Consider the following 25,113-nt stretch of genomic DNA (forward strand, 5'->3'; position numbering starts at 1 on the left):
ATAAAAAAAAACTGCCCGGATTTCCGGGCAGTTTTTACATTATGTAGATAAAGAATGATTATTCTTTCTCTGTTTCGGATTCTTCAATTTCAGCTTTGTTTTCTGCTTTCGGCTCTTCCGAAGCAGTTTCTTCCGCTTTCACTTCTGCCTTAGTTTCGGCAACTTCAGGAGTTTCTGCTTTGACCTCTTCGGTTTCAGCTTTTACTTCTTCTGCTTTTGCTTCCGCAGCTTTAGCCTCTTTGGCAGCTTCTTCCTGTTTTACCTTTTTATTGAGTGCTTCTATTTTTTGGCTATCGAGTTTTTCCTTCAATGCAGCCAACTCTTCGATATCACCCAGGGTGGTTCTTTCCATTGCCGGGATAGCCGCAGCGGCTTCGTTTCCGCCTTCTTTTCTACCACCGGTACGCTTATTCCCTTTCTTCCTGGAATCATCTGCCAGATCTTCATGGATACGGCTGTGAGAGACAATGATACGTTTTGCATCTTTATTGAACTCAATTACTTTGAATTCCAGTTTCTCATCCAACTGTGCCTGAGAGTTATCCTCTTTCACAAGGTGTTTGGGTGTTGCGAATCCTTCCACGCCATAAGGCAGAGAAACAACTGCCCCCTTGTCGAGCATTTCGATAATAGTACCTTCGTGGATGGACCCTACAGTGAAAATGGTTTCAAATACATCCCATGGATTTTCTTCCAATTGTTTGTGGCCAAGGCTCAAACGACGGTTCTCCTTGTCGATGTCGAGTACCTGTACTTCTATAGGAGCACCGATCTCTGTCACTTCGCTCGGATGTTTGATCTTCTTCGTCCATGAGAGGTCGGAGATATGGATCAATCCTTCTACGCCGTCTTCAATCTCCACAAAAGCACCGAAGTTGGTGAAATTGCGTACTGTAGCAGTGTGTGTGCTGCCAACAGGATATTTCTGTTCGATATCTTCCCATGGATCGGGTTTGAGTTGTTTAATACCGAGAGACATCTTGCGTTCGTCGCGATCGAGTGTAAGGATGACTGCTTCCACTTCTTCGCCTACGTTCATGAAATCCTGAGCACTGTGCAGATGCTGTGTCCAGCTCATTTCCGAAACGTGGATCAAACCTTCTACACCCGGCGCTATTTCCACAAATGCACCGTAATCGGCAATCACAACTACCTTACCTTTAACGATGTCACCCACTTTCAGATTTTCACTCAAGGAATCCCATGGGTGCGGAGTCAATTGTTTCAGACCAAGGGCGATGCGTTTTTTCTCGTTGTCGAAGTCGAGGATTACCACGTTGATCTTGTCATCCAGCTTCACTACTTCATCCGGATGTTGAATGCGTCCCCATGAAAGGTCGGTAATATGCACAAGACCGTCTACACCGCCAAGGTCGACGAATACACCGTAGGAAGTGATGTTCTTCACGACACCTTCGAGTACTTGTCCTTTTTCGAGTTTTGAAATGATCTCTTTTTTCTGCTGTTCAAGCTCTTCCTCAATCAGAGCTTTGTGCGATACTACTACATTCTTGTATTCAGGGTTGATTTTTACCACCTTGAATTCCATTGTCTTATCGACAAAGATGTCGTAATCACGGATAGGCTTCACATCAATCTGTGAACCCGGGAGGAATGCTTCGATACCGAATACATCCACGATCATACCACCTTTTGTACGGCATTTGATGTATCCGTTAATAACTTCGTTGTTTTCGAGCGCGGCATTGACCCGATCCCAGGAACGGGAAGCACGTGCTTTTTTGTGAGAAAGGATCAACTGTCCTTTTTTATCTTCCTGGCTTTCGATGTACACTTCTACTTCGTCGCCAACTTTCAGATTGGGGTTGTAACGGAATTCATTCATTGATACCACACCATCGGATTTGTAACCGATATTTACAACCACTTCGCGTTTGTTCATGGAGGTCACGATACCGGTTACTACTTCCTTGTCGTTGATCTTGTTCAAGGTGTTATCGTAGCTCTCGGTAAGCTTTTCTTTGCTTTCTTTGCTGTAGGAGTCCCCTTCAGCATAGGCGGCCCAGTCGAAATTTTCTATTGGAGCCACATTGTTTAAATTTTCTGTCATTTGTTGTGAGTAATAATTTTCAATTAAATAAGTGAGACATTATATTAATATAAAAAACGGTGCAAAGGTAGTTGTTTCTTTGTTAAAAGACAACTATTTGCACCATTATTTATGGTCATTTGTTCAAGTTTCGGAAGTCGTGTGATTGCAACTAAATCCTTCGATTGACGATATTTCGTGACCCATAATAGTTCTTATTCACTAAAGTTAGATATTTGCTCGCCATGGCATAGCTCAAGCAAGCTTGGCTCTGCTCATTTGGCTTAACGCAAATATTCACTAAAAGAGTAGAAGTCGCTTCGCTTGACTACTCTTTTTGTGCTCACTTCGAACTATGGGTTCCAACAAAATATCTAAATATCTCGTCTTTAGTTATATTCAGTGCTCAGAGTAACAGACCGTTTTGGACTTCCTGACGCGTTTTGAGGCCGGCAATCTGCTCTACCAGCCTTAATGCAAAGTCGAATACCAGTCCGGGACCTCTCCCTGTGGTGATATTGTCGTCGACTACTACATTTTCACCTGTTGTTTGTGCACCTGTCAATTCGGCTTCAAATCCGGGATAGCAGGTAGCCCGTTTATCTTTAAGCAGGCCGAGTCCTCCCAAGACTATGGGGGCGGCACATATAGCAGCGATTAGCTTTCCTTCGGCATCGAACTTTGTGATCAGTTCTTTCAATGCTTCGTGTTCATTGAGATTTTTGGCACCCGGCATTCCGCCTGGCAAAACCAGCACCTCTACTCCAGAAAAATCGGCTTCCTGAAAGGTTTTATCTGCTATGACCGGTATATTATGTGCGCCGGTCACGGTTTTTTCATCCGAAATGGATATGGTTTCAACAGCTATCTGCGCTCTTCTCAAAATGTCTACGGTGGCAAGCGCTTCAATTTCTTCAAAACCGTTTGCTAAAAAGAGGGCTACTTTCTTCATGATTGTAGTTTTTTAGTTGAGATTGAATCGATAAGTAATGGTTCCCTGCTGGTTGTTAGCAGAGTTAATCGCATTGAATTTGGTCCTTCTTGCGGCCCGCAATGCTTCCTCACGGAGAGTGGCACTGGGAGTATTTGTCCCTCGCCCGATCTCTGCATGGATTACATTGCCGGCAGGATCTACTGTGATATTAACAACAACAGTGCCGTAATCGTTCACGGTGTAATTGGGTTGGCCCAATCCTCCGCTTCCGAGACTACGCCCACCCAAGTCGTAGGAACCGATTCCACCGGTCCCGGTAGGTGAGCCTTGCGTAGCGTTTCCGGTGGAAACTCCCTGTGTACCTTCGCCTTCCGTATTGCCACGGCTTCCCGAACTTTCTCCGAAGAGTCCCGACATCTGCCGGTTGATTTCCCGTTTGCGCGCTTCCTCTTCTCTCCTGCGTCGCTCGGCCTCTTCCTGTGCCCTGCGTTCCGCCGCCAATTGTTCCTTACGTCGTTCTTCTTCCCGTTCCGCTTCCACGTCAATAGTCGGCTCCGTTGTTTGGGTAATCAACGGTTCGGTCGGAGAATAGGGTGGAATCTCAGGTGATGGGGTGGGTGTAGGTGTCACTTCCGTTATAGGTGGTTCAGCGATACCGAAGGCATCTTCGGTGGTTCCGAACATTACCGGTATCCCTTCCAGTTCCTCAGGCGGAAATGATAATGTGAAAACAGAGAATAACAAGATGAGGAAAAGCAATATCGTAAAAATTACCGTTCCTATTATTCCTCCTATTTTTTCTCTTGTGATCATATTTTCTGATAACTGAATTTATGTATACTTAATCGGGACATTTTATTCGCTTCGGTAGCGTAGCATTATTTCCTTGAACAATTCGGCTGTTGTGGGCGGCGTATAGGAAACCGCATTGGCACCGGCTTCAATTACCTGCCTGATGGTCTCATCTGTCTTTCCGCCTGTGGCAATAATGGGAATATCATCATTTATATCCCTGATCTTTTTTACGATGTCCGCCGTTTTATCCGCTCCTGAAACGTTGAAGATATCTATCCCCGCCTTGATACGTTCTCTGATATCGTCTTTTCCCGATACGATGGTAATGATGATAGGAATATCTATCTTATTTTTCATCTTCTCAATCGTCTCGTTCTGGGTGGGTTTATTCAATATGACACCCAGGGCACCCTGGAATTCTGCATCGAGTGCAAGCTCTATGCTTCTTTCTCCGGAGGTGATACCTCCGCCAACACCACAGAATATCGGTTTATCGGCAGCAAGGATAAGTGCATGCGATATCAGAGGCTGAGGTGTGAACGGATAAACGGCTATAATCGCATCGGCATTGGTATTGCGGATGATGGCGACATCGGTACTGAACAAGAAAGACTTTAACGACTGCCCGAAAATGTTGATCCCCGAGCAGGTGTCGATGATTTCAGGAACCTTTACTATATTTTTCCTGAGTCGACCGGGATATGATGGAGCCTTTCTCATTTCTTATTTTTTAATTCGGTCGCGTCATCAGTACCATTTTGAATTGGTTCTGATTGGCAATATCCAGCACACGGACAATTTCCCGGTAGGGGACGGTCTCATCTGCATAAAGTGCGACGAATATACTGGGATCGGCCGAATAGACCGATTGCAGGAAAGGTGTGATATCTTCGAAAGATACCTGCCGTTCCGTTTCATTGGCATTTGCCACGTAATAATTAAGATCCTTGTCTATCGTTACCCGTGTAATAGGTTTTGCTTGGGTCTGTTGCTGAGACCTTGGCAATAACACCTGTATGGAATTAGGTACGACAAAGGTAGAGGTGATCATAAAGAAAATAAGCAGCAGGAAGATCACATCTGTCATGGATGCCATGCTGAAATTAGTCTCTATTGTAAACCGTTGTTTTAAAGCCATTTTATTGATTTGTTGATTTGTTGATTTATTGATTTGATGATTGGGTAGTTTGGTGATTTGATGATAATCAACACATCATCACATCAATTAAGCTGCCGGTTCATTGAGAATATCCATGAACTCCATGATTCTCATCTCTAATCTATTTACAATTCCCTTGATCCGAGTGGTGAGATAGTTGTAAGCAAATAGTGCAATAATCCCCACAATAAGCCCGGCAACGGTAGTCACCAATGCTTCGTAAATACCGGCGGAAAGGGTGGTTATACTCACGTTAGCCCCTGCGTTTGCCATACTCATAAAAGCACTCACCATTCCTGTCACGGTACCAAGGAACCCAACCATAGGAGCACCCGATGCAGAAGTAGCCAGTACCTGTAATCCCTTTTCCAACTTAGAAATCTCAATATTTCCCTGGTTTTCAATGGCAGACATCACATCCGCTGTGGGTCTCCCTAAACGGGAAATACCTTTTTCCACCATACGGGCTGAAGGAGTGTCGGTATTGCGGCAGAGTGCAACCGCAGCGTCGATTTTACCGTCGTGGATATAATCTTTGATGCGATTCATAAATGAATTGTCCTCTTTGCTTTCTTTGTTGATAACTAATGTTCTCTCAATAAGAACATAAATAGTCATCAGCAGAAGGATGAGCAGAACGATCATCAACCAACCGCCTTTCAGGGCAAGATCGAAAGCATTCATTGTGACAGCTTCGGTCTCGGCAGTCGCTACTTGCTGCATGGTGTCATAAATTGCCTGGGCTGTATCTCCCGGCACCGGTATTTGCAATAAATTCATTTCACGCGATTATTATATTTACATTCTGATTTGTTTTGCGGATAAAGATAGTCAATTTGGATAGTCAAACCTCTTCTGGAGACTCTTTTAAACAATTTTTATACGCTTTTATTGTTTCTTTCAACCCCATGTAGAGAGCATCGCTAATGAGCGAATGACCTATTGATACTTCTTTTAGCCAGGGGATATTCTGGTAAAGGTAAGCGAGGTTCTCCAGATTCAGATCGTGCCCTGCATTTACGCCTAATCCGAGGTTTTTCGCCAGAGTGGCAGCTTCAATAAAGGGTGCTATCGCCTTTTCCCTGTCTGCCCGGTATGCTTCGGCGTAAGGACCCGTATAGAGTTCAACTCGGTCAGTACCGATTTGCGACGCCATCCGTACCATTTCCGGATTGGCATTGATGAAAATGGAGGTGCGTACCCCCATTGCCTGAAACTCATTGACAACATCGGTCAGAAAATCTTTATGTGTAACGGTATCCCATCCCGCGTCTGAGGTGATAGCATCATGGGAGTCGGGTACAAGCGTTACCTGTGTGGGTCTGATTTTTCTGATCAGAGAGATGAATTCCGGCGTAGGATTCCCCTCGATATTGAATTCCGTATATACTTTTGCCTGTAAATCAAATACATCGGTATAGCGGATGTGGCGCTGATCGGGACGGGGATGTACCGTAATGCCTTCTGCTCCGAAAAGCTGGCAATCGATAACCACCTGCACCAGATCGGGGATATTTCCACCGCGCGCATTTCTCAAAGTAGCTACTTTGTTTACATTTACACTGAGTTTGGTCATAAAAAGAAAAAAATAAAAACCCGTAGGAACTTTCAAATAGGCAAAATTTTGCCATCTTTGTAAATCAGATACAAAAGTAATACGAAATAACCGTTTTGCGCAATGTCGACTAAAGAATTTATCAAAGAACAGGTGGAAAAATTCAGTTCATCGTTTACTCCAGAACAGTTTACGGAACTTTCCAAGATGGAAAATTCCCTTATTATTCTGGAAGTTCCGTTGAAAGATTATACGCTTACTGAGATAACCCGGATTGTGGAAAGTAATAATGCACATATAACAGCTCTCAACGTCATACCTATTTCAGGAGGAGAATTTCTTTTGGTCTCTTTAAAACTCGATACGGATGATGTGACCGTACTTTTAAGAAGCTTTGAACGATTTAATTATAATGTGGTGTATTATTTCATGAAGGAAGGAGAAGTAACCGATAAGCAAAAAGAACGGTTAGATGAACTGATGTACTATTTGAATATGTAATAAATAAGGTGGAAAAGTGGAAAAGTGATTTAAGTGAAAAGTGAAAAATTAAAAGTGAAAAATGAAATTTTTTTGAGACTGCTAATTGGTAATTGGTAATTGATAATTAGTAATTCTCCACTTCTTAACTTCAGACTTCTAAACTTCTAAAAATAAACGAGATGAAATTTGCTTTATTCGGGAGTATGTTCCCCGACAGGACTGCTAAAGCCGAAGAGCAGATATGCGGGGTATGTGAAGCTATCAGGCGAAACGGGGGTGAGTTATGTCTACCTGTGAATTTTTTTTATAGCCTGCCGGCCCCTCTCCGCCAGCGGATCGCTCCGCTCTGCACACTCGAGGAGAAATTACCTCCGGTAGATATGGTGGTGAGTGTGGGAGGGGATGGTACTTTCCTGAGAACGGCCGGCACCGTAGGTGATTCGGGTATTCCTATTTTGGGTATCAATACGGGGCGGTTGGGTTTCTTGGCAGCTATTAATTATGCCGATATGGAAGAGACCCTACAAGAGGTAATGGAAGGTTCATATAAAGTAGAAGAGCGTACATTACTGAAGTTGTCGACCGATGAAGCCTTTCCTCCGGAACATTTCAATGTGCATGCTCTCAACGAAGTGGCCATCCTGAAACAGGATACAGCCTCTATGCTCTCGATCCATGCTTATATCAACAATGATTATCTGACTTCTTACCAGGCGGACGGATTGGTGATATCGACACCAACAGGATCTACTGCCTATTCATTGAGTATTGGCGGTTCTATTTTATCACCCACTACACCCAGCATTATCCTTTCAGCCATTGCTCCTCACAATCTTACATCCAGATCGTTAGTGGTAGACGACAGCAGTATCATCTCATTGAAAGTGGAAAGTCGTAGCCATATGTTTCTTGTCTCAGTGGATGGAGAATCGCGTGTATTGGACGAATCGGTAAGTATCCAGGTGAGAAAGGATGATTACACGCTCCGTGTGGTGAAACGGATTGGCCATACCTTCTATGAAACACTGCGGGACAAACTGATGTGGGGAGCAGATGTAAGGAAGCAACAAAAATGACGTACCATTTCCCGGTGCTGTCCTTCACCTTTCACTCCCCCTCTTCATTATTAACGGCTCAAAGGCTCTAATTCTTCATTCTTCATTCTTCACTTTCCTCCTCTTCGGATATCTCTTCAATAAACTCTTCCACAGGCTTTTCTTCCTGGTAGGGCAGGTATTTGTCGAGCGCAAGAATGATCAGGTAGAAGAAGGACATAAAAACAAAAATCCCTGCCAATCCTACCACGGCGATGAACAATGCTGTTTGTATTGTCGGTGTCATGTTGGTTGTTTTTTAAGCGAGTAATGGAACTAATGTCAATATAATACCCCCTGCCACTACCGAGCCTATCTGGCCGCCAACATTGGCACTGATAGCCGGCATAAGCAGATAGTTGTAGGGATCTTCTTTCTGTCCCATCTGATGGATCACACGGGCCGACATCGGGAATGCCGAAATACCACAGGCGCCTATCATCGGATTGATTTTATTACCCTCTTTACGGAACAGGTTCAGGAATTTTGCGAAGATCACCCCGCCAAAAGTATCGAAAATAAAGGCGAAAAGCCCGAGGGCGATAATAATCAACGTATCCGTACGGATAAATCTATCAGCCGTCATTGTGCTGGCAATAGTTATACCAAGCAGTATGGTAACCAGGCTCGACAGTTCGTTCTGTGCCGATTGAGATAACTTATTCAATACACCGCACTCACGAATCAGGTTACCGAACATCAGGAAGCCGATCAACGACAGGGAAGAGGGAGCGATGATACCTGCTGCAATGGTAATTACAATAGGGAAGGCAATAAGCGCTTTTTTCGATATTCTCTTATTATTGTGGTTGGCAGATGACATTCTTATAAGCCGTTCCTTGCGTGAGGTCAGCAAGCGGATGACCGGCGGTTGAATAATAGGTACGAGCGCCATATAGGAATAAGCTGCCACAGAGATGGGCCCCAGCAGGTTGGGTGCAAAACGTGAAGCCACCACGATGGAGGTAGGTCCGTCGGCTGCACCTATAATACCAATGGATGCTGCTTCGCGGATATCATAGCCCAGTAATGTGGCAAACATCATTGTGAGGAAGATACCGAATTGTGCAGCCGCACCGAACAGTAGTAGCGATGGATTTCTGAATAGCGGTGAGAAATCGATCATAGCCCCGATGGCGATAAATATCAGTAATGGGAAGATCTCGGTAGCAATACCGGCATCGAAGAAGACATTGAGAACACCTTCTACGGCCTGTCCTGTAGCGGGATCGATTTGTGTGAGCGCCGAAGAGAGGGGAATATTCACTAAAATAGCGCCAAACCCCATCGGCAGTAATAGTGTTGGTTCGTAATTCTTGGCAATAGCGAGATAAATAAGGATAAGTCCCACGCCAATCATCACCAGATGTTGCCAGGTCATACCGGCTATTGCCGGTAACAGTTCTTCTAAGCCCATAAAATAGTAATCTTTTAAATTCAGTTTTGTATGCGCTACTTCGTGTTATGTAAAGAGGCGAGGCTACTGCCCCACCTCTTTACATAACGTATAATCTTTTCTTAATAGAGGAATCCCAACAGGATACCGGCCGCTACTGCCGATCCGATCACGCCGGCCACATTGGGACCCATAGCATGCATCAACAAGTAGTTGCTGGGATCATATTCCATCCCAACATGTTGAGAGATACGGGCGGAGTCGGGTACGGCAGAAACCCCTGAGTTTCCGATCAACGGATTGATCTTTTTATCTTTCCCTAAAAAGAGGTTCATAAACTTCACGAAGAGAATTCCTGCACAGGTAGCGATAATAAATGAAAGTGCCCCGATAGCAAATACTTTTAGAGACTCCCACCGTATGAAAGTAGTGGCTTGTGTCGAGGCACCTACGGTGAGTCCCAGGAGAATGGTTATGGTGTCGATTAGCGGGCCACGGGCTGTTTCAGCAAGACGACGGGTTACCCCCGATTCTTTCAACAGGTTACCGAAGAATAGCATCCCTAACAGCGGAAGTCCGGATGGTACCAGAAACGCAGTCAGCAATAATCCCATAATGGGAAACAGTACTTTTTCGGTTTGTGAAACCACACGAGGTGTTTTCATTTTGATAACCCGTTCTTTTTTTGTTGTCAGCATCCGCATAAAGGGTGGTTGTATTACCGGTACCAATGCCATATAGGAGTATGCCGAGATAGCTACCGCTCCCAACAGGTGTGGGGCCAGTTTGGATGTGGTAAAGATGGCTGTAGGGCCGTCTGCACCACCAATGATACCGATTGCTCCTGCTTCATTGGGTGCAAATCCCAGTTGCAAAGCTATTATATAAGCTCCGAAAATCCCGAATTGAGCGGCTGCTCCAATGAGGATCAACTTAGGGTTGGCTATCAAAGAAGAGAAGTCTGTCATGGCCCCGATACCGAGAAATATCAATGGTGGGTACCATCCTTGTACTACTCCCTGATATAGTATGTTGAATACAGAACCTTCTTCATAAATTCCCACTTGCAGGTTGGCAGCTTCATTGAATGGAATATTTCCGATAAGGATACCAAATCCGATAGGGATCAGTAGCAGGGGTTCGTACTCTTTCTTTACGGCAAGGTAGATAAAGAACAACCCCACGAGGATCATTACAATATGGCCCGTTTCGGCATTCGCAAATCCGGTGTAGCCCCAGAACGTTCGTAGATTGTCTGTTAATGATAATAATGTGTTCATAATCAATCCTTGATTTTATTCAATGACTACGAGATCAGCTCCTTCGAGAACTGAATCTCCTTTCTGGATAAGAATTTCCGTTACTTTTCCATTTCCGTTGGCAAGGATATTGTTTTCCATCTTCATTGCCTCAAGGATCATCAGGGTTTGTCCTTTTTTTACCGTATCACCCACCTTGCAGCGAATATCCAGTATGACACCGGGAAGTGGGGATTGAATGGTATTCTTACCGGCAGGCCCGGCTGGTTTTGTTACAAGATGACTAGTTGAACTCTGTGCTGGTGTTGCGGGCGTACTATGGCGCTGCACGACAGCTTTTGGTTTTTTGGCTTTTGGTGTTATTTCAACCGTGTAGGGTGTACCGTTCACTTCAAGCTCCACTAAATCAGTGTCTGATTTGTTAACCACTACCCTGTAGGGGGCACCGTTGATTTTATAATTGAACTCTTTCATATTATTATTTTATCTTTATTCTTTGTTTTATTTCGGTAACTGCCTTAGTGACTGAAGCTTGGAACTCCATGGTGAATAATTCCTCTTCACATGTTGGATGGTGAGGATTGTGGATTCCAGATCATGCTCATCTTCTCTCATCTCGTGAATGGCGGCAGAGATAGCAGCCAATACCTCACCCGACAGATGAGTATGGCTTCTCACAGCAGAGAGCGTACCACTTTGGGCCACTTTCCTTTCCGACATTCTCTTGGCTATATTCCCCGATGATTTGAAGAAGAGATACAAAGCAATCAGAGCGAAAAATACCACTAACATGGAGGTGATGGTAAGCATGCCACCCCATGCATCGGTTTCCTGAAGACTTACCACTTTGGGATTTTCTTCCAGAATGGCGTTATTGCTGCTGGGAGTTACCCTTTCAAGACGGGTAGCGAGAATGTTACCTTCCTCGTCGTATTTTATACCATCCTGAGTATAGCCATAGGTCTGATCCGCGAGTATCCCGGCCGGGATCACGATTTCGTCCAGCAATGTCTTCCCGTCGTTATCATAGAGTGCGATATAGTTCTCTTTTGTAGGGTCGAGTTTGAAACTCACGTGGAACGTTCCGTTAAAAGGTTCGTTGTCCGCCCAGAAAAGAGCATGCTGATGAGGAGGTATCCTGGTGAGGACGTCCCCTCTGGGGATCGGATACTTTTTCGGATTATTGCGGTCGTTGGTGAGGTATCGCCCTCCCAAGTCCTGCGTTCTTGCCGTATTGTTGTATATCTCAATCCATCCGTTCCGTTGTCCATAATCATCCATATAGCTGCTCTCGTTGAGAACCATGACCTCGTTGATGACCCAGGCCGGATTTTTCAGTTTGGCACTACATCCGGAGAACAACAGCGCTGCGGTGAAAAGAAATAATATTATTGTATAATTTCTCATATTCAACTGCTTTTAAAGAGGTAGATTGTCGTGCTTCTTGGGCGGATTCTGCAATTTTTTTGTCTGCAGTTGTTGCAATGCACGAATGACACGGAAACGGGTGTTCCGCGGCTCAATCACATCGTCAATATATCCGTAACGTGCAGCTACATAGGGGTTCGTAAAAAGATCATTGTATTCTTTCTTCTTCTCCTCTTTTACTGCTGTCATCTTTTCAGGATCTTTCTCAGCTGCAATCTCCTTGCTGTAAAGCACTTCCACGGCCCCATCTGCTCCCATAACAGCAATTTCAGCCGTGGGCCATGCGTAGTTGATATCACCACGGAGTTGTTTACAACTCATCACGATATGTGCTCCACCGTAAGATTTGCGTAACGTAACGGTTACTTTTGGCACAGTCGCTTCGCCATAAGCGTAGAGCAATTTAGCGCCGTGGGTGATTACTCCTCCATATTCCTGTCCTGTTCCGGGAAGGAAACCGGGTACATCTACCAATGAAACGATAGGTATGTTGAAAGCGTCGCAGAAACGGACAAAACGGGCTGCTTTACGCGAAGCATTGATATCGAGCACACCGGCAAGGAATTTAGGCTGGTTGGCTACAATCCCGACCGATTGACCGTTGAAACGGGCAAAACCTACAATGATGTTTTTTGCATAATCGGCATGTACTTCCAGGAACTCTCCCTTATCAATGATAGCACCAATCACTTCATACATATCATATGGTTTGTTGGGGCTGTCGGGGATAATATCGTTGAGTGCGTCATCCAGCCTGTCGATTGGATCATCGTTAGGCTGCAAAGGTGCTTCTTCCAGATTGTTCTGCGGAATAAAGCTGAGCAGTTGACGGATCAGTTTCAATCCGTCCTCTTCGGTTTGTACCTGGAATTGGGAAACTCCTGATTTGGAAGAGTGAACTGAAGCACCTCCCAGTTGTTCTTGGGTCACATCTTCACCCGTTACGGTTTTTACTACTTTCGGCCCGGTGAGGAACATATAAGAAGTTCCCTGGGTCATGATGATAAAGTCGGTAAGGGCAGGGGAGTAAACTGCACCTCCGGCACAAGGCCCGAAGATCCCTGAAATCTGGGGGATCACACCCGAGGCGAGGATGTTACGTTGGAATATCTCGGCATAACCTCCCAACGCATTGATACCTTCCTGAATACGTGCACCCCCTGAGTCATTGATGCCAATAACAGGAGCACCCATTTTCAGCGCCTGATCCATTACTTTACAAATCTTTTGTGCATGCATCTCTGACAGGGATCCTCCGGATACAGTGAAATCCTGTGCGAAAACATACACCAGACGTCCGTAAATGGTTCCATAACCTGTTACCACCCCGTCTCCCAGGAATTTGGTTTTTTCCATTCCGAAGTTGTGGCAACGATGTTCCACGAACATGTCGAATTCCTCAAAACTTCCTTCATCCAGAAGCATGTCGAGTCTTTCGCGTGCCGTGTATTTTCCTTTGAGGTGTTGCGCTTCGATTCTTTTTTCGCCACCCCCTAAACGAGCTTTTTCACGCAGTTGGATAAGCTCTTTGACTTTTTCGAGTTGGTTGCTCATATAAAAATGTTTATTTAAAACGAAATAGGTTTTTGCAACGGCTTTTACTTCACCAAAATTCAAACAAGTTTGTTTTTTGTTTCAGTTCATAATCAACTGCTCTTTGTTGTTGAGAACAAATGACTAATATCTTTTGAGACCTGTTGCTTTACTATATTGTTTGGTGTAAGAATTTTTCTAGATGATAGTGTTGGAAAAGAAGTTTCTCCGGATTATTCGGGATGTTCGCATAGTTCGGTGAGAACGCCACCGGTAGATTTGGGATGTAAGAATGCGATACGCAACCCTTCAGCACCTCCACGTGCTTCCCGGTCTATCAATCGTACGCCTTTGTCTTCCATTTCTTTCAATGCCTCGTTTACATTTTCCGTGGCATAGGCAATATGATGTATCCCTTCACCTTTTTTTTCAATAAATTTAGCGATAGTACTTTCTTCATCGGTCGGTTCCAGTAATTCAATCTTGGTTTGTCCCACCATGAAAAATGCAGTTTTTACTTTTTGATCTTCTACAGTCTCAATGTTATAGCATTTCAGGCCCAAAATCCCTTCATAATAAGGGAGTTGCTCTTCAATACTCTTTACGGCTATCCCGATGTGCTCGATGTGTGTAATCTTCATATTATTATAATCTTATGATATTTCAGAGTTTGACTGCAAATGTACGTCTTTCAATCATAAAATAGAATAAAAAACGCATATTTATTTTGGAAGAAAGGTAGAAAGGCGTAATCGTCAGATAGAGGAGATACGTAATACCTCCAACATTTCCCTGCTGATTTCCCTATCTTTCTTTATCGCTCTTTTAAACGGAACATATACGATCTCATTCTCCCGGATACCGATCATTACGTTACGTTGATATTCCATTAATGCCTGTATGGCTGCAACCCCCATACGGCTTGCAAGGATACGGTCCTGCGCGGTGGGCGAACCGCCCCGCTGCAGGTGTCCGAGTATGGAAACGCGAACATCGTATTGGGGATACTCTGTTTTTACCCGTTCCGCTAATTTGATGGCTCCACCGGTCACTTCACTTTCGGTGACAAGCACCATGCTGCTGTTTTTTGATTTGCGGAAACCCTGCTCAATGAGTTCTGCCAACTGGTCTTTTTCTATACTTATTTCGGGGATAATCGCTGCTTCGGCTCCAGAGGCAATAGCACTGTTGAGCGCCAGGTAACCGCAATTACGCCCCATCACCTCTATGAAGAACAGACGCTCATGTGAAGTGGCTGTATCCCGTATTTTGTCCATCGATTGCATGATGGTGTTCAGTGCTGTATCGTATCCGATAGTTGTGTCGGTACCGTTCAGGTCATTATCAATAGTGCCGGGAAGCCCTACCACCGGTATGTTATATTCATTGGCGAAAATAGCGGCACCCGTGAGAGAACCGTCACCTCCAATCACAACTAACGCCTCGATGCCATGTTTCTGCATGTTTTCGTATGCCATCCTTCGCCCCTCTTGAGTCATAAAATCTGCCGAGCGGGCTGTTTTCAGCATGGTACCTCCCTGCTGTATGATATTACTTACACTATTGGTTTTGAACTCCACAATCTCGTCTGAGATCAATCCTCTATATCCTCTGTAAATTCCATACACTTTCATGTTATTGAATATCCCGGCACGTGTTACCGCACGAATGGCTGCATTCATGCCGGGTGCATCTCCTCCCGAAGTGAGGACGCCGACACTTTTTATATTAGAGTCCATAATTGAAATGTTAGTCTTTGAAGATTTGGCCGTTATTTATGTGAACTTCTTGAAAAATCCTTTTAAATAACGAAGCGCAAAGATAGATTTTTTTAATGATGCATACAAAAAAAAGCTGCTTAAAAAGCAGCTTTTTCGACTTGCATCTGGGGTTGTAGTTTTGCGATGTTCTCAGCTACAGCCTCCATTTGCCACATAGGCGTGGAGGTCGCTCCGCAAATACCTATCCTGATATCTTCTTTCAAAAGAGATGGGTCGATCTCATCCGGATGGTGAATCAGGTATGAGTTGGGATTCTTTTTCTTACATTCGGCAAACAGTACTTTGCCGTTGGAACTCTTCTCTCCGGCAATAAAGAAGATGAGATCATGATTTTCTGCAAACTCCTGTATATTGGGAACCCTGTTCGATACCTGCCGGCAGATGGTGTCGTAGAATTCAAATTTAGCGTCGCCCTGCATACGTGATTTAATCAGTTCTCCTACTTCACGAAAACCTTCAAGCGATTTGGTTGTTTGAGAAAAGAGGCTGATATCTTTTGTAAAGTCTAATTTGTCTATCTCCTCTTTGCTCTCAATTACAATGGCTGATTCATCCGTCTGTCCAAGCAGTCCGTTTACCTCCGCATGTCCCTTTTTACCGAAAATAACAACCTGGGCATCGTCGCTTTCTGCATGTGTGTATTTTTTCTTGATCCGTTTTTGTAATCCCAGCACCACCGGGCAGGAAGCATCAATCAATTCTATATTGTTCTGTTTCGCTATTTCGTAGGTGCTGGGCGGTTCGCCGTGTGCACGAAGTAATACCTTTACATTCTTCAGTTGCTTGAACTGCTCATGGTTGATAGTGATCATCCCCATCTTTTCCAGACGTTCTACTTCTATGTTATTGTGTACGATGTCACCCAGGCAATAGAGGGTGCCTCCTTTTTTCAGCTCCTCTTCCGCCCTGATAATAGCTTTCTCCACCCCGAAACAGCAACCGGACTGCCTGTCTATTTCAATTTTGCTCATTTTTTGCTATGATTCTGTTAAACATATCCAATGCCCATTGCAGTTGTCCCTCGATATCTACGTACGTATTGTCGAGTTCAATTGCATCATCGGCTTTACGTAGCGGACTCTCGGCCCGCGTAGTGTCACGCAGGTCGCGTTCCTTTACATTCGCCAATATATCTTCATAAGCCGGTGGGTTGATCCCTTTGGCTTTCATCTCATCAAAACGACGTTGTGCCCGTATTGCTGGTGGGGCAGTGACGAAGAGTTTTAATTCGGCATCCGGAAGAACAACCGTACCTATATCGCGGCCATCCATCACCACCCCCTTCTCTTTCCCCATCTCCTGCTGCTGCCGTACTAATTCTTTCCGTACAAAACCGAGCGTGCTTACCCGACTGGCACCATTAGCCACTTCTAAAGTACGGATATCATCTTCCACATTTTCTCCGTTCAGGTAAGTATCCTGGTTGCCCTGTGCATTAGGAGCAAATGTTATCTTTATCTCCGAAACATGCTTGCGAAGGGCTTCTTCGTCCATCGTTGTTCCCGTGATCCACCCTTTCCTGATGGCGTACAGGGCAACAGCGCGATACATGGCTCCACTGTCGATATAGGTATAACCCAATTTTCTGGCCAGGTCTTTGGCCATTGTACTTTTGCCGCACGAGGAAAAACCGTCGATGGCAATATTAATCTTTTTTGCGTGCATATCCAAATGATCAATCTCTTTATCCGTTGTTTCCCCGCGATAACCTGCAATGGGTAAATATCCTGAATGAAATAAACAAAGTACAAAGATAGAATGTTTTTGTGAAATAGTTATTTAACAGATATTCCGACAGGTTGGTACAGGAGCCGGAAAAGTGGAGCGACCGAGTCACGTCAACATCCCGTTGCGATCTTATTCCCCGAATGCCAGCAGGTATTTGTCGATATAGAACTGTTTCTCTTTCGACTTGTATTGCTGGATATAACGCGGATGCTCCAATATTGTCATCCTGTCGAAAAGTTTCTCCTCTTTGTTCAGTTTTGCAATGAAATCGGCATTCTTTTTCCCGAGGATATATACTTCAGAAGTATCGAGTCCTGTCTCGATATGTTTTTTGAGCGATGCAATCATAAACCCTTTTACCGTTTCAAACAGTTCTTTATCATCATAGTAGTTGGCGTTAAGCCAGTTGCCGTCTTTTGTTTGGCGGATGATTGCCAGCGGGAAGGGTGAGTTGATGTAAAAGTGGCTGTAAAATTCATCCGCACCGCCGTAAGCCGCGATCATATCATACATGAACACGGAAGAAACCTCGTGGGTATGGGCTGAATGCATGGTGATCCCACAGACACTTTCCAGTCGTTTGGTATCGGTGAAGGGGACACCCGTTACTCCCGCTCCGTGGCGGCTTGGATTAATACCGATGATGAATTTACGCCGGTTCGTGTCGTTATAATATTTACGGTAAAATGCCTGCATGGCCGGCATCGTTTCGGGATTTTCCAGAAAGGGGTTCAATACCTGGAATCCTTCGGGCAGCTCTCCGGAATAGTGCAATTCCCGATTGAAAGCAATAATTTTATCTGCCAAATTTTCTATTTCCATGCCATGTTATCCAAATAAAGAAGAAACAGGTACATTTGTTGTGTTGCCATAATGTTTGTAGGGCGCGTTAGTAATGGCTCTAAGACACTATTAACAATGGCTCTAAGGCACCTTTCTTAAGAGCCGGGTAAATTTTACTCAAAGGTTGTCTATATTTTATAGGTTTTGCCATTCTATGTAGGCTTTAAATGTTGGACATAATCTTTTATTCGTTTGTTCCTTTGCCTTATAAAATTCATCACTCCTTTTTTATATAATAGATATTCATCAGTATTGGAAAATGCTGGTGGGTTTTTGAAATCATCAAAGGGCAAATAGAACTTGATTTTTAGGCTTTCATCGATTAGATCTTGCAATAAAAAGAAATGAATATAACCGGTAAAATTGTCAAACAAATCGAAGAAATTCTTGTATCTCAATAAAGTCTCATAAAGCGGACTTGTTTGCCCTGAATAAAACCGCCGGATACATTCTAAGGTTAAGTCGAATCGATCATCAATTAAACCATTCACTCCGCGTGCTTGGTTAATTGTGTGATTGCCGGCAATTCCGTTATTTGGAAAGATAATGTACGCCCCAATGGTGGAACCGGTATCAAAAAGTTCGTCTACTTCTCCCGGAATTTGTTTTGTAAGCCACTGCTTGTGTTTGTGGTTTCTGTATGAATGTGTAATGGCATCGCTTCCCAAAAAGAATTCCCCGAGCTGTGATTTGTGATATAAATAAATGTTGTCTTGGTTATCCGACAATTCAAAATTTTCACCATTAGGCAGGGGCTTACTCCATAATATTTTGTGGTATCTCCGGAGTGTTGGACTGGTGCTGTCGGGATCTCCGCCTTCCGCGTCAGTGTAAAAATTATAATATATATCAATTGTTGGATCTTTCATGGCATATTAACATGCAATTCGTTGATTCGACCCTTGTCTCGGAAAAATCATTATATATAGAGGCTATCCCGCCTTTATCTGGAGCGGGATAGCTCTCTGTAATTACTCCTCCAGGAAGTTCGGATACATAAAGTCCGTTGCGGGAACGAACGTTTCCTTGATACATTGCGGGGATACCCAACGGAGCAGGTTGAATACCGAGCCGGCCTTGTCATTGGTTCCCGAAGCACGTCCGCCGCCGAACGGCTGCTGGTCGACCACGGCACCGGTGGGCTTGTCGTTGATATAGAAATTCCCGGCGGTATGCGTCAACCGGGCAGTCATCTTTTCGATATTGGCCCTGTCGGCAGAGAAGATCGCGCCTGTAAGCGCATAGTCTGTAGTTGTATCGAGGATATCCAGCGTCTTGTCGAGGTCTGCCGGTTCGTACAGATATACAGTGAGTATCGGCCCGAAAAGCTCTTCTTTCATTGTGATATAATCAGGTTTTTTCGCCAGAATAACAGTGGGATGGATGAAATAACCTTCCGATTTGTCGTAGGTGCCGCCACAGACGATCTCTGCATCGGGTGACGCTTTGGCGTCGTCGATAGCCTTTGCCAGTTTATCAAACGAATCTTCGTCGATCACTGCATTCACGAAATTGGAGAAATCTTCCACCACACCGGTTTTTATTTTAGCGAGATCATCACTTACAAACTTCTTTACATCCTCCCAGAGAGTGGTGGGGATATAGGCGCGGGAAGCAGCCGAACATTTCTGTCCCTGGTATTCAAATGCGCCTCGGGTAAGTGCTGTAGCCACCTGTTTTGCATTGGCTGTCGCATCGGCAAAGACATAGTCTTTTCCTCCCGTTTCTCCCACGATACGGGGATAGGATTTATATTTCGACATATTTCCGGCAATAGTGCGCCACATGCTGTTGAATACTCCGGTGGAACCGGTAAAGTGCAGGCCGGCAAAGTCACGGTGGTTGAAGATCACATCGGCGGCATCCCTTCCATCGGCATAGACGAGGTTGATCACACCATCAGGTAGTCCGGCTTCCTGTAACACTTTCATAATAAGGTGTGCAGAGTAAATAGCCGTCTTTGAAGGTTTCCATACCACGGTATTTCCCATCAACGCAGGGGCACCGGGCAGGTTTCCTGCAATGGAGGTGAAATTAAATGGTGTAAGTGCGAAGATGAATCCTTCGAGTGGACGCCATATCATGCGGTTCCAGATGCCGGGAGAAGAGTTGGGCTGCATCCGGTATATCTCATCCATATTCTTCACGTTATAGCGGTAGAAATCTATTAATTCGCATACCGCATCTATTTCGGATTGATAAGCATTCTTTGATTGACCTATCATGGTAACGGCATTGAAATCGTAACGATAAGGGCCGGCAATCAGTTCGGCTGCCTTCAGGAAGATGGCTGCACGGCTTTCCCAACGCATTGCTTCCCATCCCGGTTTAGCCTTTAGTGCTGCATCGATGGCCGCCTGCACATGTGTTTTGTCGCCCTGGTGGTAATATCCCAGAAGATGGCCGTGGTTGTGGGGAGGACGGATATCCTTCAGGTTGCCGGTACGTACTTCTTTTCCTCCGATGGTCATCGGCAGGTCAAGCCCTCCCTGGTTAAGCTCGGCCAGTTTCTGTTTTAATGCTGCTCTTTCGGGCGTCCCCGGAGCATAGCTCCTGACAGGTTCATTTTTTACTTCGGGTAATTGAAAGACTCCTTTAGACATAAGTTAATCTGTTTAATGAGGTTTTTACTAATTGAATGTGACAAATTTACCAAAAAAAATTTGATGAAGCTGTCTCACCGGAAAGTTTTCATACGATTATTTATCAAATCGGCACATCGCCACTACCTGTCCCGATTTATCGGGATCATCAAATCGACTTATATGCTCGTTTCATTAAAAAAAATGTAATTGACGAAAATAAGATTTTTTTCCGCTGACAAAAGAATAAAATCTTTTTGTTACTTTTGTGGACCTTTACAATACTCTTATATAACACTCTTACAGATAACACATGCAATCGAAGGAAACGCTACCGGTCAATTTTGAAAATACGGAAATCGCCTTTCGCGATCTATCCAATGCAAGTTTAAAACAAGCGTATCAGCTCTTCAGGGTGATGAATAGCCGTATGCTGGTAAATATAGGCAAACATCTGGTTAATTTTGCGTTTACCGTCCATTTTCCTGTGGAAGGTATTATCCGCAATACTATTTACAGGCATTTTGTAGGAGGAGTGTCTATTGAAGATTGTAGCAAGACGATTGCCCGTCTTGCCCGGTGCAATGTGGATTCTATTCTCGATTATGCGCAGGAGGGAGAGGAATCGGATGATGCCTTCGATGCTACGTGCCGGGAAGTAATACGTACCGTTGAGTTTGCCGGCAACCATAAGAATGTGCCATTCAGCGTGTTCAAGATCACGGGGGTGGCACGCTTCGATTTGCTTGCCAAAGTGAGTGAGCAACAGCCTCTGGCCGACGAGGAAAAAGATGAATTCCGGCGTGTGGAGGAGCGTGTGGATGCTATCTTCAGACGGGGATTTGAACTGGATGTACCGGTGCTGATCGATGCCGAAGAGACGTGGATACAGCCGGTACTGGATGAGATGGTGATGAATCTCATGTCACGCTATAACAAAGAGAAGGCTATTGTGCAAAACACCTACCAGATGTATCGTCACGATAGTATAGAGCGGATCAAACAGCATCACCGTATGGCGTTGGAGGGAGGATTTAAATTCGGACTGAAGATCGTGCGGGGCGCCTATATGGAGAAAGAGCGTAACCGCGCTGCTGAACGAGGGTATCCATCACCTATCCAACCAGATAAACCAGCTACGGATCGCGATTTTAATGATATTACCCGTTATTTTATGGAGCATCTGGATACCATTGACTTTATGGTTGCCACGCACAATGAAGAAAGTTCGTTATTGCTGGCCCGTCTGATCGATGAGTACAATCTGCCGAGAAACCATCGGGGAATCTATTTTTCGCAACTGTATGGCATGAGCGACCATATCACCTATAATCTTGCCGGGAAAGGATACAATGTTGCAAAATACGTTCCTTACGGAGCAGTAAAGACCATGATGCCCTATCTGTTCCGTCGTGCCGAAGAGAATTCATCAGTCAAGGGACAGACGAACCGCGAACTGAAGATGATCCGGACAGAAATAAAACGGAGACGTAATTGATTAGTTGATTTACTGATTTAATGATATGATGATTCAATCTGCTAATCAGTAAATCATCACATCATCACATCATTTAACCTCCCATATATTGGACGAGTTCAGCAGGAATTCCGTGAATGACCTTTTTGGCGTCATCATTTGTATTTCTTCGATCTGTTTTTCGTATTCTTTTTCGTATGTAGGTTCTTTCACGCTGCGGATCACTCCCAGTGCCACGGGGAGTCCATCGGCAATATCCATCAATGCCAGTTTCATATGTAAAGTATTATCCCTGGTGGTGGCATCGTGTACCAGTACGTCGTCTATTGTGTAGCCGTCCTCTCCAATGGTTACCGCTTTGAGGTTCCACCCATCGAGTACAATTCCCCTGTTCTCCTCCTTACCGAAGATCATTTTCTCTCCATGTCTCAGTATCAAGGTATTATCTGCTTTCCAGTTACGGTCACTCGTTTTATTATGGATACCATCATTGAAGATCACGCAGTTCTGTAACACTTCCACTACCGAAGTCCCTTTATGTTTAGCAGCTTCAGACATTACTTCCGTCTGGTTCTTGATGTCCACGTCGATAGCCCGGGCGAAGAAAGTACCCCGTGCTCCGAAAGTCAGTTCTGCCGGACGGAAAGGCTCTTCTATCGTCCCGAACGGGGAAGATTTGGAAACAAACCCTCTGTCGGAGGTGGGAGAGTATTGTCCTTTTGTCAGACCGTATATCTTGTTATTGAAAAGTAAAATATTTATATCTACATTCCGTCGGATCGCATGAATAAAATGATTTCCGCCGATTGCCAGTGAGTCGCCGTCACCGGTGGCTACCCATACGCTCAGTTCGGGATTAGCCACCTTCACTCCTGTGGCGATGGCTGCCGCGCGGCCGTGGATGCTGTGAAAACCATAGGTGTTCATGTAATAGGGCAGACGCGATGAACATCCGATTCCGGAGATGACTGCTATCTTATGAGGATCAATATTCAACTCAGCCATCGCTTTTTGAAGGCTGGTTAGAATGGCATAATCGCCACAACCCGGACACCAGCGAATGGCATTTTCGCTTTTGTAGTCTTTCGGCAGATGTTTTTGATATCTCAGTTCTTTTGCTGCTATTTCTGTTACTTCCATATTACTTTTCCTCCATGATTTTCGTAAACTCCTCGATCAATGTACTTACCTTGAACGGTTGTCCTTCCACCCTGTTGTATTTATGAATATTATCCAGATCCTGGAACTTGCCGCTCAGGTAAGCGGCAAACTGTCCGTCGTTCTGTTCTGCCACGATCACTTTTTTATATTTCTTCAGCAGTTCATGGGTGTTTCGGGGAAGGGGACAGATATGCCTGAAGTGAGTGTAGGCTACTTTCTTTCCGTTTGCCATGAGGCGTAATGAAGTTTCCAGCAGATGGCCGTATGTGCCGCCCCATCCCACGATCAGCGTATCGGCATCTTTATCGCCGGTTACCTTCTGTTCAGGGATAAAATCGGCTATTTTTTCGATCTTCGCCTTACGGATATTTACCATCAACTGATGGTTGTCGGGATTCGACGAGATCACACCGGTAAGACGGTCTTTTTCCAATCCGCCAATGCGGTGCATGTATTCCGGAGTACCCGGTACACCCCAATACCTGACGAGTGTCTCTTCGTCACGGAAATAAGGCTTCCATTCTTCTGCGTTTCCGTTATATTTATTCTGTACATAGGGAGGTTTAATATCCGGATAGTCATTCATCTCGGGAATTCTCCATGCCGATGAACCGTTGGCGATATAACCGTCGGTAAGCAGAATAACGGGCGTCATATGTTCCAATGCTATCTTTGAAGCCTCAAAAGCGCTTTCAAAGCAGTCGGTAGGCGATGCTGCCGCCATCACTACCAGCGGGCTCTCGCCGTTACGTCCGTAAAGTGCCTGGTTGAGGTCACTCTGTTCGCTCTTGGTAGGCATTCCTGTGGAAGGGCCACTGCGTTGCACGTCAATCACCACCAGAGGGAGTTCGGTCATCACGGCCAGACCCAATGCCTCGCTTTTGAGCGACAATCCCGGACCGGATGTGGAAGTGGCTGCCAGGCAACCCGCAAAACTTGCACCGATGGATGAGGTGATCCCGGCAATTTCGTCTTCCATTTGCAGAGCCTTCACCCCAAAATCCTTCCGTTTGGAAAGTTCCTGCAGGATGTCGGTCGCAGGGGTAATAGGATAGGAGCCGAGGAAGAGTTCCACGCCCGCCTTTTCGGAAGCGGCAATCAACCCGTATGCCGTTGCAGTGTTTCCATTAATATCAGTATAGAAACCTTTGGTCGACTCAATGGGTTCGATCCGATAAGTGGAAGCGGTCATGTCGGTGTTGTTCCCGTAGTTGTAGCCGTCGGTGAGCGCTTTTATATTGGCCTTTACCAATAATGGTTTTTTTGAAAACTTCTGTTCGAGCAGCTTATCGGCTATTTCCAACGGACGGTTGAAAAGCCAGCATACAATACCCAGCGCAAACATATTCTTGCTGCGGAGTATCTCTTTATTTTCCAGTCCTGAGTCTTCCAGCGAAGCTTTTGTCAGAGTGGTGATATTCACCCCGATCGGTTGCACGTAATCCAGATTGAGTTCTGCAAACGGATCTAATGTTTGGAAAAGTGCCTTGTCGAGGTCTCTTTTTTGGAATGAATCGGTGTCAAACAGCACAATAGACCCCCTTTTCAAAAATGGAGCGTTCACTTTAAGTGCAGCAGGATTCATGGCGACCAGTACATCGGTCTTGTCGCCTGAATTATATACATCTTTGGCGCCAATCCGCACCTGAAATCCCGAAACGCCATGCAATGAACCTTGCGGGGCGCGAATTTCAGCGGGAAAATCGGGGAATGTGGCAATTTCATTCCCGAAAATAGCCGATAACGTAGAGAACAATGTCCCTGAAAGTTGCATACCATCACCGGAATCGCCTGAAAAACGAATGGTTACTTGTTTAATGTCGGTCACGACCGGATTCGTTGGCATAATTTTATG

General features: G+C 44.9%; 25 protein-coding genes. 3 read left to right on the forward strand and 22 right to left on the reverse strand.

Going from position 1 to position 25,113, the window contains the following annotated elements:
* Window positions 1-58 precede the first annotated feature (58 nt).
* The 7 genes from rpsA to F597_RS0113390 all read right to left on the reverse strand — a co-directional run bounded on the left by rpsA (window position 59) and on the right by F597_RS0113390 (window position 6,514).
* Window positions 59-2,071, reverse strand: a complete 2,013-nt coding sequence (rpsA, locus tag F597_RS0113360; protein WP_019540257.1) for a 30S ribosomal protein S1 — start codon at window positions 2,069-2,071, stop codon at window positions 59-61.
* Between the two features lie 385 nt (window positions 2,072-2,456).
* Complete coding sequence (locus tag F597_RS0113365) at window positions 2,457-3,002, reverse strand: DJ-1 family glyoxalase III (RefSeq protein WP_019540258.1); 546 nt, start codon at window positions 3,000-3,002, stop codon at window positions 2,457-2,459.
* A gap of 12 nt (window positions 3,003-3,014) precedes the next feature.
* Complete coding sequence (locus F597_RS0113370; RefSeq protein WP_019540259.1) at window positions 3,015-3,797, reverse strand: energy transducer TonB family protein; 783 nt, start codon at window positions 3,795-3,797, stop codon at window positions 3,015-3,017.
* Window positions 3,798-3,839: 42 nt separating this feature from the next.
* Window positions 3,840-4,499, reverse strand: a complete 660-nt coding sequence (locus F597_RS0113375) for a beta/alpha barrel domain-containing protein (RefSeq protein ID WP_019540260.1) — start codon at window positions 4,497-4,499, stop codon at window positions 3,840-3,842.
* A gap of 10 nt (window positions 4,500-4,509) precedes the next feature.
* Window positions 4,510-4,917, reverse strand: coding sequence for an ExbD/TolR family protein (locus tag F597_RS0113380; protein WP_019540261.1), 408 nt, complete (start codon window positions 4,915-4,917; stop codon window positions 4,510-4,512).
* A gap of 87 nt (window positions 4,918-5,004) precedes the next feature.
* The gene (locus F597_RS0113385) at window positions 5,005-5,661 is read right to left on the reverse strand and encodes a MotA/TolQ/ExbB proton channel family protein (RefSeq protein ID WP_245542042.1); all 657 of its coding nucleotides are present in this window, start codon (window positions 5,659-5,661) and stop codon (window positions 5,005-5,007) included.
* Between the two features lie 121 nt (window positions 5,662-5,782).
* A complete protein-coding gene (locus tag F597_RS0113390; RefSeq protein ID WP_026327456.1) occupies window positions 5,783-6,514 on the reverse strand; it encodes a pyridoxine 5'-phosphate synthase in 732 nt (243 codons plus the stop codon).
* A gap of 102 nt (window positions 6,515-6,616) precedes the next feature.
* Between F597_RS0113390 and F597_RS20835 the strand changes: the two genes are divergently transcribed.
* The gene (locus F597_RS20835; protein WP_019540264.1) at window positions 6,617-6,994 is read left to right on the forward strand and encodes a hypothetical protein; all 378 of its coding nucleotides are present in this window, start codon (window positions 6,617-6,619) and stop codon (window positions 6,992-6,994) included.
* A gap of 161 nt (window positions 6,995-7,155) precedes the next feature.
* A complete protein-coding gene (locus F597_RS0113400) occupies window positions 7,156-8,052 on the forward strand; it encodes an NAD kinase (RefSeq protein ID WP_019540265.1) in 897 nt (298 codons plus the stop codon).
* A gap of 82 nt (window positions 8,053-8,134) precedes the next feature.
* On the opposite strand, the gene F597_RS0113405 is transcribed toward F597_RS0113400, so the two are convergent.
* From F597_RS0113405 to pruA, 13 genes are all read right to left on the reverse strand, one after another.
* A complete protein-coding gene (locus tag F597_RS0113405; RefSeq protein ID WP_019540266.1) occupies window positions 8,135-8,317 on the reverse strand; it encodes a hypothetical protein in 183 nt (60 codons plus the stop codon).
* 12 nt (window positions 8,318-8,329) lie between these two features.
* Window positions 8,330-9,487: a sodium ion-translocating decarboxylase subunit beta gene (locus tag F597_RS0113410; RefSeq protein WP_019540267.1), complete on the reverse strand. Its 1,158-nt coding sequence runs from the start codon at window positions 9,485-9,487 to the stop codon at window positions 8,330-8,332.
* 101 nt (window positions 9,488-9,588) lie between these two features.
* The gene (locus F597_RS0113415) at window positions 9,589-10,746 is read right to left on the reverse strand and encodes a sodium ion-translocating decarboxylase subunit beta (RefSeq protein ID WP_019540268.1); all 1,158 of its coding nucleotides are present in this window, start codon (window positions 10,744-10,746) and stop codon (window positions 9,589-9,591) included.
* A 15-nt stretch (window positions 10,747-10,761) separates the two neighbouring features.
* Window positions 10,762-11,199 (reverse strand): acetyl-CoA carboxylase biotin carboxyl carrier protein, encoded by a 438-nt coding sequence (locus F597_RS0113420; RefSeq protein WP_019540269.1) that lies wholly within the window; start codon window positions 11,197-11,199, stop codon window positions 10,762-10,764.
* Window positions 11,200-11,226: 27 nt separating this feature from the next.
* Entirely contained in the window at window positions 11,227-12,132 is a 906-nt protein-coding gene (locus F597_RS0113425; RefSeq protein WP_019540270.1) for an OadG family transporter subunit, read from the reverse strand.
* A 12-nt stretch (window positions 12,133-12,144) separates the two neighbouring features.
* Window positions 12,145-13,707 carry an acyl-CoA carboxylase subunit beta gene (locus F597_RS0113430; RefSeq protein ID WP_026327457.1) on the reverse strand — a complete coding sequence of 521 codons (1,563 nt, stop codon included), beginning with the start codon at window positions 13,705-13,707 and terminating at the stop codon, window positions 12,145-12,147.
* A 212-nt stretch (window positions 13,708-13,919) separates the two neighbouring features.
* A complete protein-coding gene (gene mce / locus F597_RS0113435; protein ID WP_019540272.1) occupies window positions 13,920-14,327 on the reverse strand; it encodes a methylmalonyl-CoA epimerase in 408 nt (135 codons plus the stop codon).
* A 114-nt stretch (window positions 14,328-14,441) separates the two neighbouring features.
* On the reverse strand, window positions 14,442-15,425 hold the full coding sequence (gene pfkA, locus F597_RS0113440) for a 6-phosphofructokinase (protein WP_019540273.1): 984 nt from the start codon (window positions 15,423-15,425) through the stop codon (window positions 14,442-14,444).
* Between the two features lie 119 nt (window positions 15,426-15,544).
* Window positions 15,545-16,438, reverse strand: coding sequence for a 4-hydroxy-3-methylbut-2-enyl diphosphate reductase (locus tag F597_RS0113445; RefSeq protein ID WP_019540274.1), 894 nt, complete (start codon window positions 16,436-16,438; stop codon window positions 15,545-15,547).
* Window positions 16,425-17,132 (reverse strand): (d)CMP kinase, encoded by a 708-nt coding sequence (cmk, locus tag F597_RS0113450; protein WP_019540275.1) that lies wholly within the window; start codon window positions 17,130-17,132, stop codon window positions 16,425-16,427. The genes F597_RS0113445 and cmk overlap by 14 nt, the downstream gene beginning before the upstream one ends.
* 192 nt (window positions 17,133-17,324) lie before the next feature.
* Window positions 17,325-18,017: an SMUG2 DNA glycosylase family protein gene (locus F597_RS0113455; protein ID WP_019540276.1), complete on the reverse strand. Its 693-nt coding sequence runs from the start codon at window positions 18,015-18,017 to the stop codon at window positions 17,325-17,327.
* A 173-nt stretch (window positions 18,018-18,190) separates the two neighbouring features.
* Window positions 18,191-18,907 carry a DUF6994 family protein gene (locus F597_RS0113460; protein ID WP_019540277.1) on the reverse strand — a complete coding sequence of 239 codons (717 nt, stop codon included), beginning with the start codon at window positions 18,905-18,907 and terminating at the stop codon, window positions 18,191-18,193.
* A gap of 102 nt (window positions 18,908-19,009) precedes the next feature.
* Window positions 19,010-20,641, reverse strand: a complete 1,632-nt coding sequence (gene pruA / locus F597_RS0113465; RefSeq protein WP_019540278.1) for an L-glutamate gamma-semialdehyde dehydrogenase — start codon at window positions 20,639-20,641, stop codon at window positions 19,010-19,012.
* Window positions 20,642-20,933: 292 nt separating this feature from the next.
* On the opposite strand from pruA, the gene F597_RS0113470 reads away from it, so the two are divergent.
* Complete coding sequence (locus F597_RS0113470) at window positions 20,934-22,118, forward strand: proline dehydrogenase family protein (protein ID WP_019540279.1); 1,185 nt, start codon at window positions 20,934-20,936, stop codon at window positions 22,116-22,118.
* A gap of 69 nt (window positions 22,119-22,187) precedes the next feature.
* Here the strand turns inward: F597_RS0113470 and F597_RS0113475 are convergent, their stop codons facing one another.
* Together F597_RS0113475 and F597_RS0113480 are read right to left on the reverse strand one after the other, a co-directional pair.
* Entirely contained in the window at window positions 22,188-23,237 is a 1,050-nt protein-coding gene (locus tag F597_RS0113475; protein ID WP_019540280.1) for a 2-oxoacid:ferredoxin oxidoreductase subunit beta, read from the reverse strand.
* A gap of 1 nt (window position 23,238) precedes the next feature.
* The gene (locus tag F597_RS0113480; RefSeq protein WP_019540281.1) at window positions 23,239-25,104 is read right to left on the reverse strand and encodes a 2-oxoacid:acceptor oxidoreductase subunit alpha; all 1,866 of its coding nucleotides are present in this window, start codon (window positions 25,102-25,104) and stop codon (window positions 23,239-23,241) included.
* Window positions 25,105-25,113 lie beyond the last annotated feature (9 nt).

It is taken from the genome of Proteiniphilum acetatigenes DSM 18083 (genome assembly GCF_000380985.1).
Classification (GTDB): Bacteria; Bacteroidota; Bacteroidia; order Bacteroidales; family Dysgonomonadaceae; genus Proteiniphilum; species Proteiniphilum acetatigenes.

Coding starts and splice junctions, on each gene's coding strand:
- F597_RS0113385 (WP_245542042.1), bottom strand. CDS start 5,661: ATGCAGCAAGTAGCGACTGCCGAGACCGAAGCTGTCACAATGAATGCT.
- F597_RS0113430 (WP_026327457.1), bottom strand. CDS start 13,707: ATGAGCAACCAACTCGAAAAAGTCAAAGAGCTTATCCAACTGCGTGAA.
- F597_RS0113365 (WP_019540258.1), bottom strand. CDS start 3,002: ATGAAGAAAGTAGCCCTCTTTTTAGCAAACGGTTTTGAAGAAATTGAA.
- F597_RS0113410 (WP_019540267.1), bottom strand. CDS start 9,487: ATGGGCTTAGAAGAACTGTTACCGGCAATAGCCGGTATGACCTGGCAA.
- mce (WP_019540272.1), bottom strand. CDS start 14,327: ATGAAGATTACACACATCGAGCACATCGGGATAGCCGTAAAGAGTATT.
- F597_RS0113455 (WP_019540276.1), bottom strand. CDS start 18,017: ATGGAAATAGAAAATTTGGCAGATAAAATTATTGCTTTCAATCGGGAA.
- pruA (WP_019540278.1), bottom strand. CDS start 20,641: ATGTCTAAAGGAGTCTTTCAATTACCCGAAGTAAAAAATGAACCTGTC.
- F597_RS0113425 (WP_019540270.1), bottom strand. CDS start 12,132: ATGAGAAATTATACAATAATATTATTTCTTTTCACCGCAGCGCTGTTG.
- cmk (WP_019540275.1), bottom strand. CDS start 17,132: ATGCACGCAAAAAAGATTAATATTGCCATCGACGGTTTTTCCTCGTGC.
- F597_RS0113405 (WP_019540266.1), bottom strand. CDS start 8,317: ATGACACCGACAATACAAACAGCATTGTTCATCGCCGTGGTAGGATTG.
- F597_RS0113370 (WP_019540259.1), bottom strand. CDS start 3,797: ATGATCACAAGAGAAAAAATAGGAGGAATAATAGGAACGGTAATTTTT.
- F597_RS0113390 (WP_026327456.1), bottom strand. CDS start 6,514: ATGACCAAACTCAGTGTAAATGTAAACAAAGTAGCTACTTTGAGAAAT.
- F597_RS0113415 (WP_019540268.1), bottom strand. CDS start 10,746: ATGAACACATTATTATCATTAACAGACAATCTACGAACGTTCTGGGGC.
- F597_RS0113460 (WP_019540277.1), bottom strand. CDS start 18,907: ATGAAAGATCCAACAATTGATATATATTATAATTTTTACACTGACGCG.
- F597_RS0113400 (WP_019540265.1), top strand. CDS start 7,156: ATGAAATTTGCTTTATTCGGGAGTATGTTCCCCGACAGGACTGCTAAA.
- F597_RS0113470 (WP_019540279.1), top strand. CDS start 20,934: ATGCAATCGAAGGAAACGCTACCGGTCAATTTTGAAAATACGGAAATC.
- F597_RS0113375 (WP_019540260.1), bottom strand. CDS start 4,499: ATGAGAAAGGCTCCATCATATCCCGGTCGACTCAGGAAAAATATAGTA.
- F597_RS0113380 (WP_019540261.1), bottom strand. CDS start 4,917: ATGGCTTTAAAACAACGGTTTACAATAGAGACTAATTTCAGCATGGCA.
- F597_RS20835 (WP_019540264.1), top strand. CDS start 6,617: ATGTCGACTAAAGAATTTATCAAAGAACAGGTGGAAAAATTCAGTTCA.
- F597_RS0113480 (WP_019540281.1), bottom strand. CDS start 25,104: ATGCCAACGAATCCGGTCGTGACCGACATTAAACAAGTAACCATTCGT.
- F597_RS0113445 (WP_019540274.1), bottom strand. CDS start 16,438: ATGAGCAAAATTGAAATAGACAGGCAGTCCGGTTGCTGTTTCGGGGTG.
- pfkA (WP_019540273.1), bottom strand. CDS start 15,425: ATGGACTCTAATATAAAAAGTGTCGGCGTCCTCACTTCGGGAGGAGAT.
- F597_RS0113475 (WP_019540280.1), bottom strand. CDS start 23,237: ATGGAAGTAACAGAAATAGCAGCAAAAGAACTGAGATATCAAAAACAT.
- F597_RS0113420 (WP_019540269.1), bottom strand. CDS start 11,199: ATGAAAGAGTTCAATTATAAAATCAACGGTGCCCCCTACAGGGTAGTG.
- rpsA (WP_019540257.1), bottom strand. CDS start 2,071: ATGACAGAAAATTTAAACAATGTGGCTCCAATAGAAAATTTCGACTGG.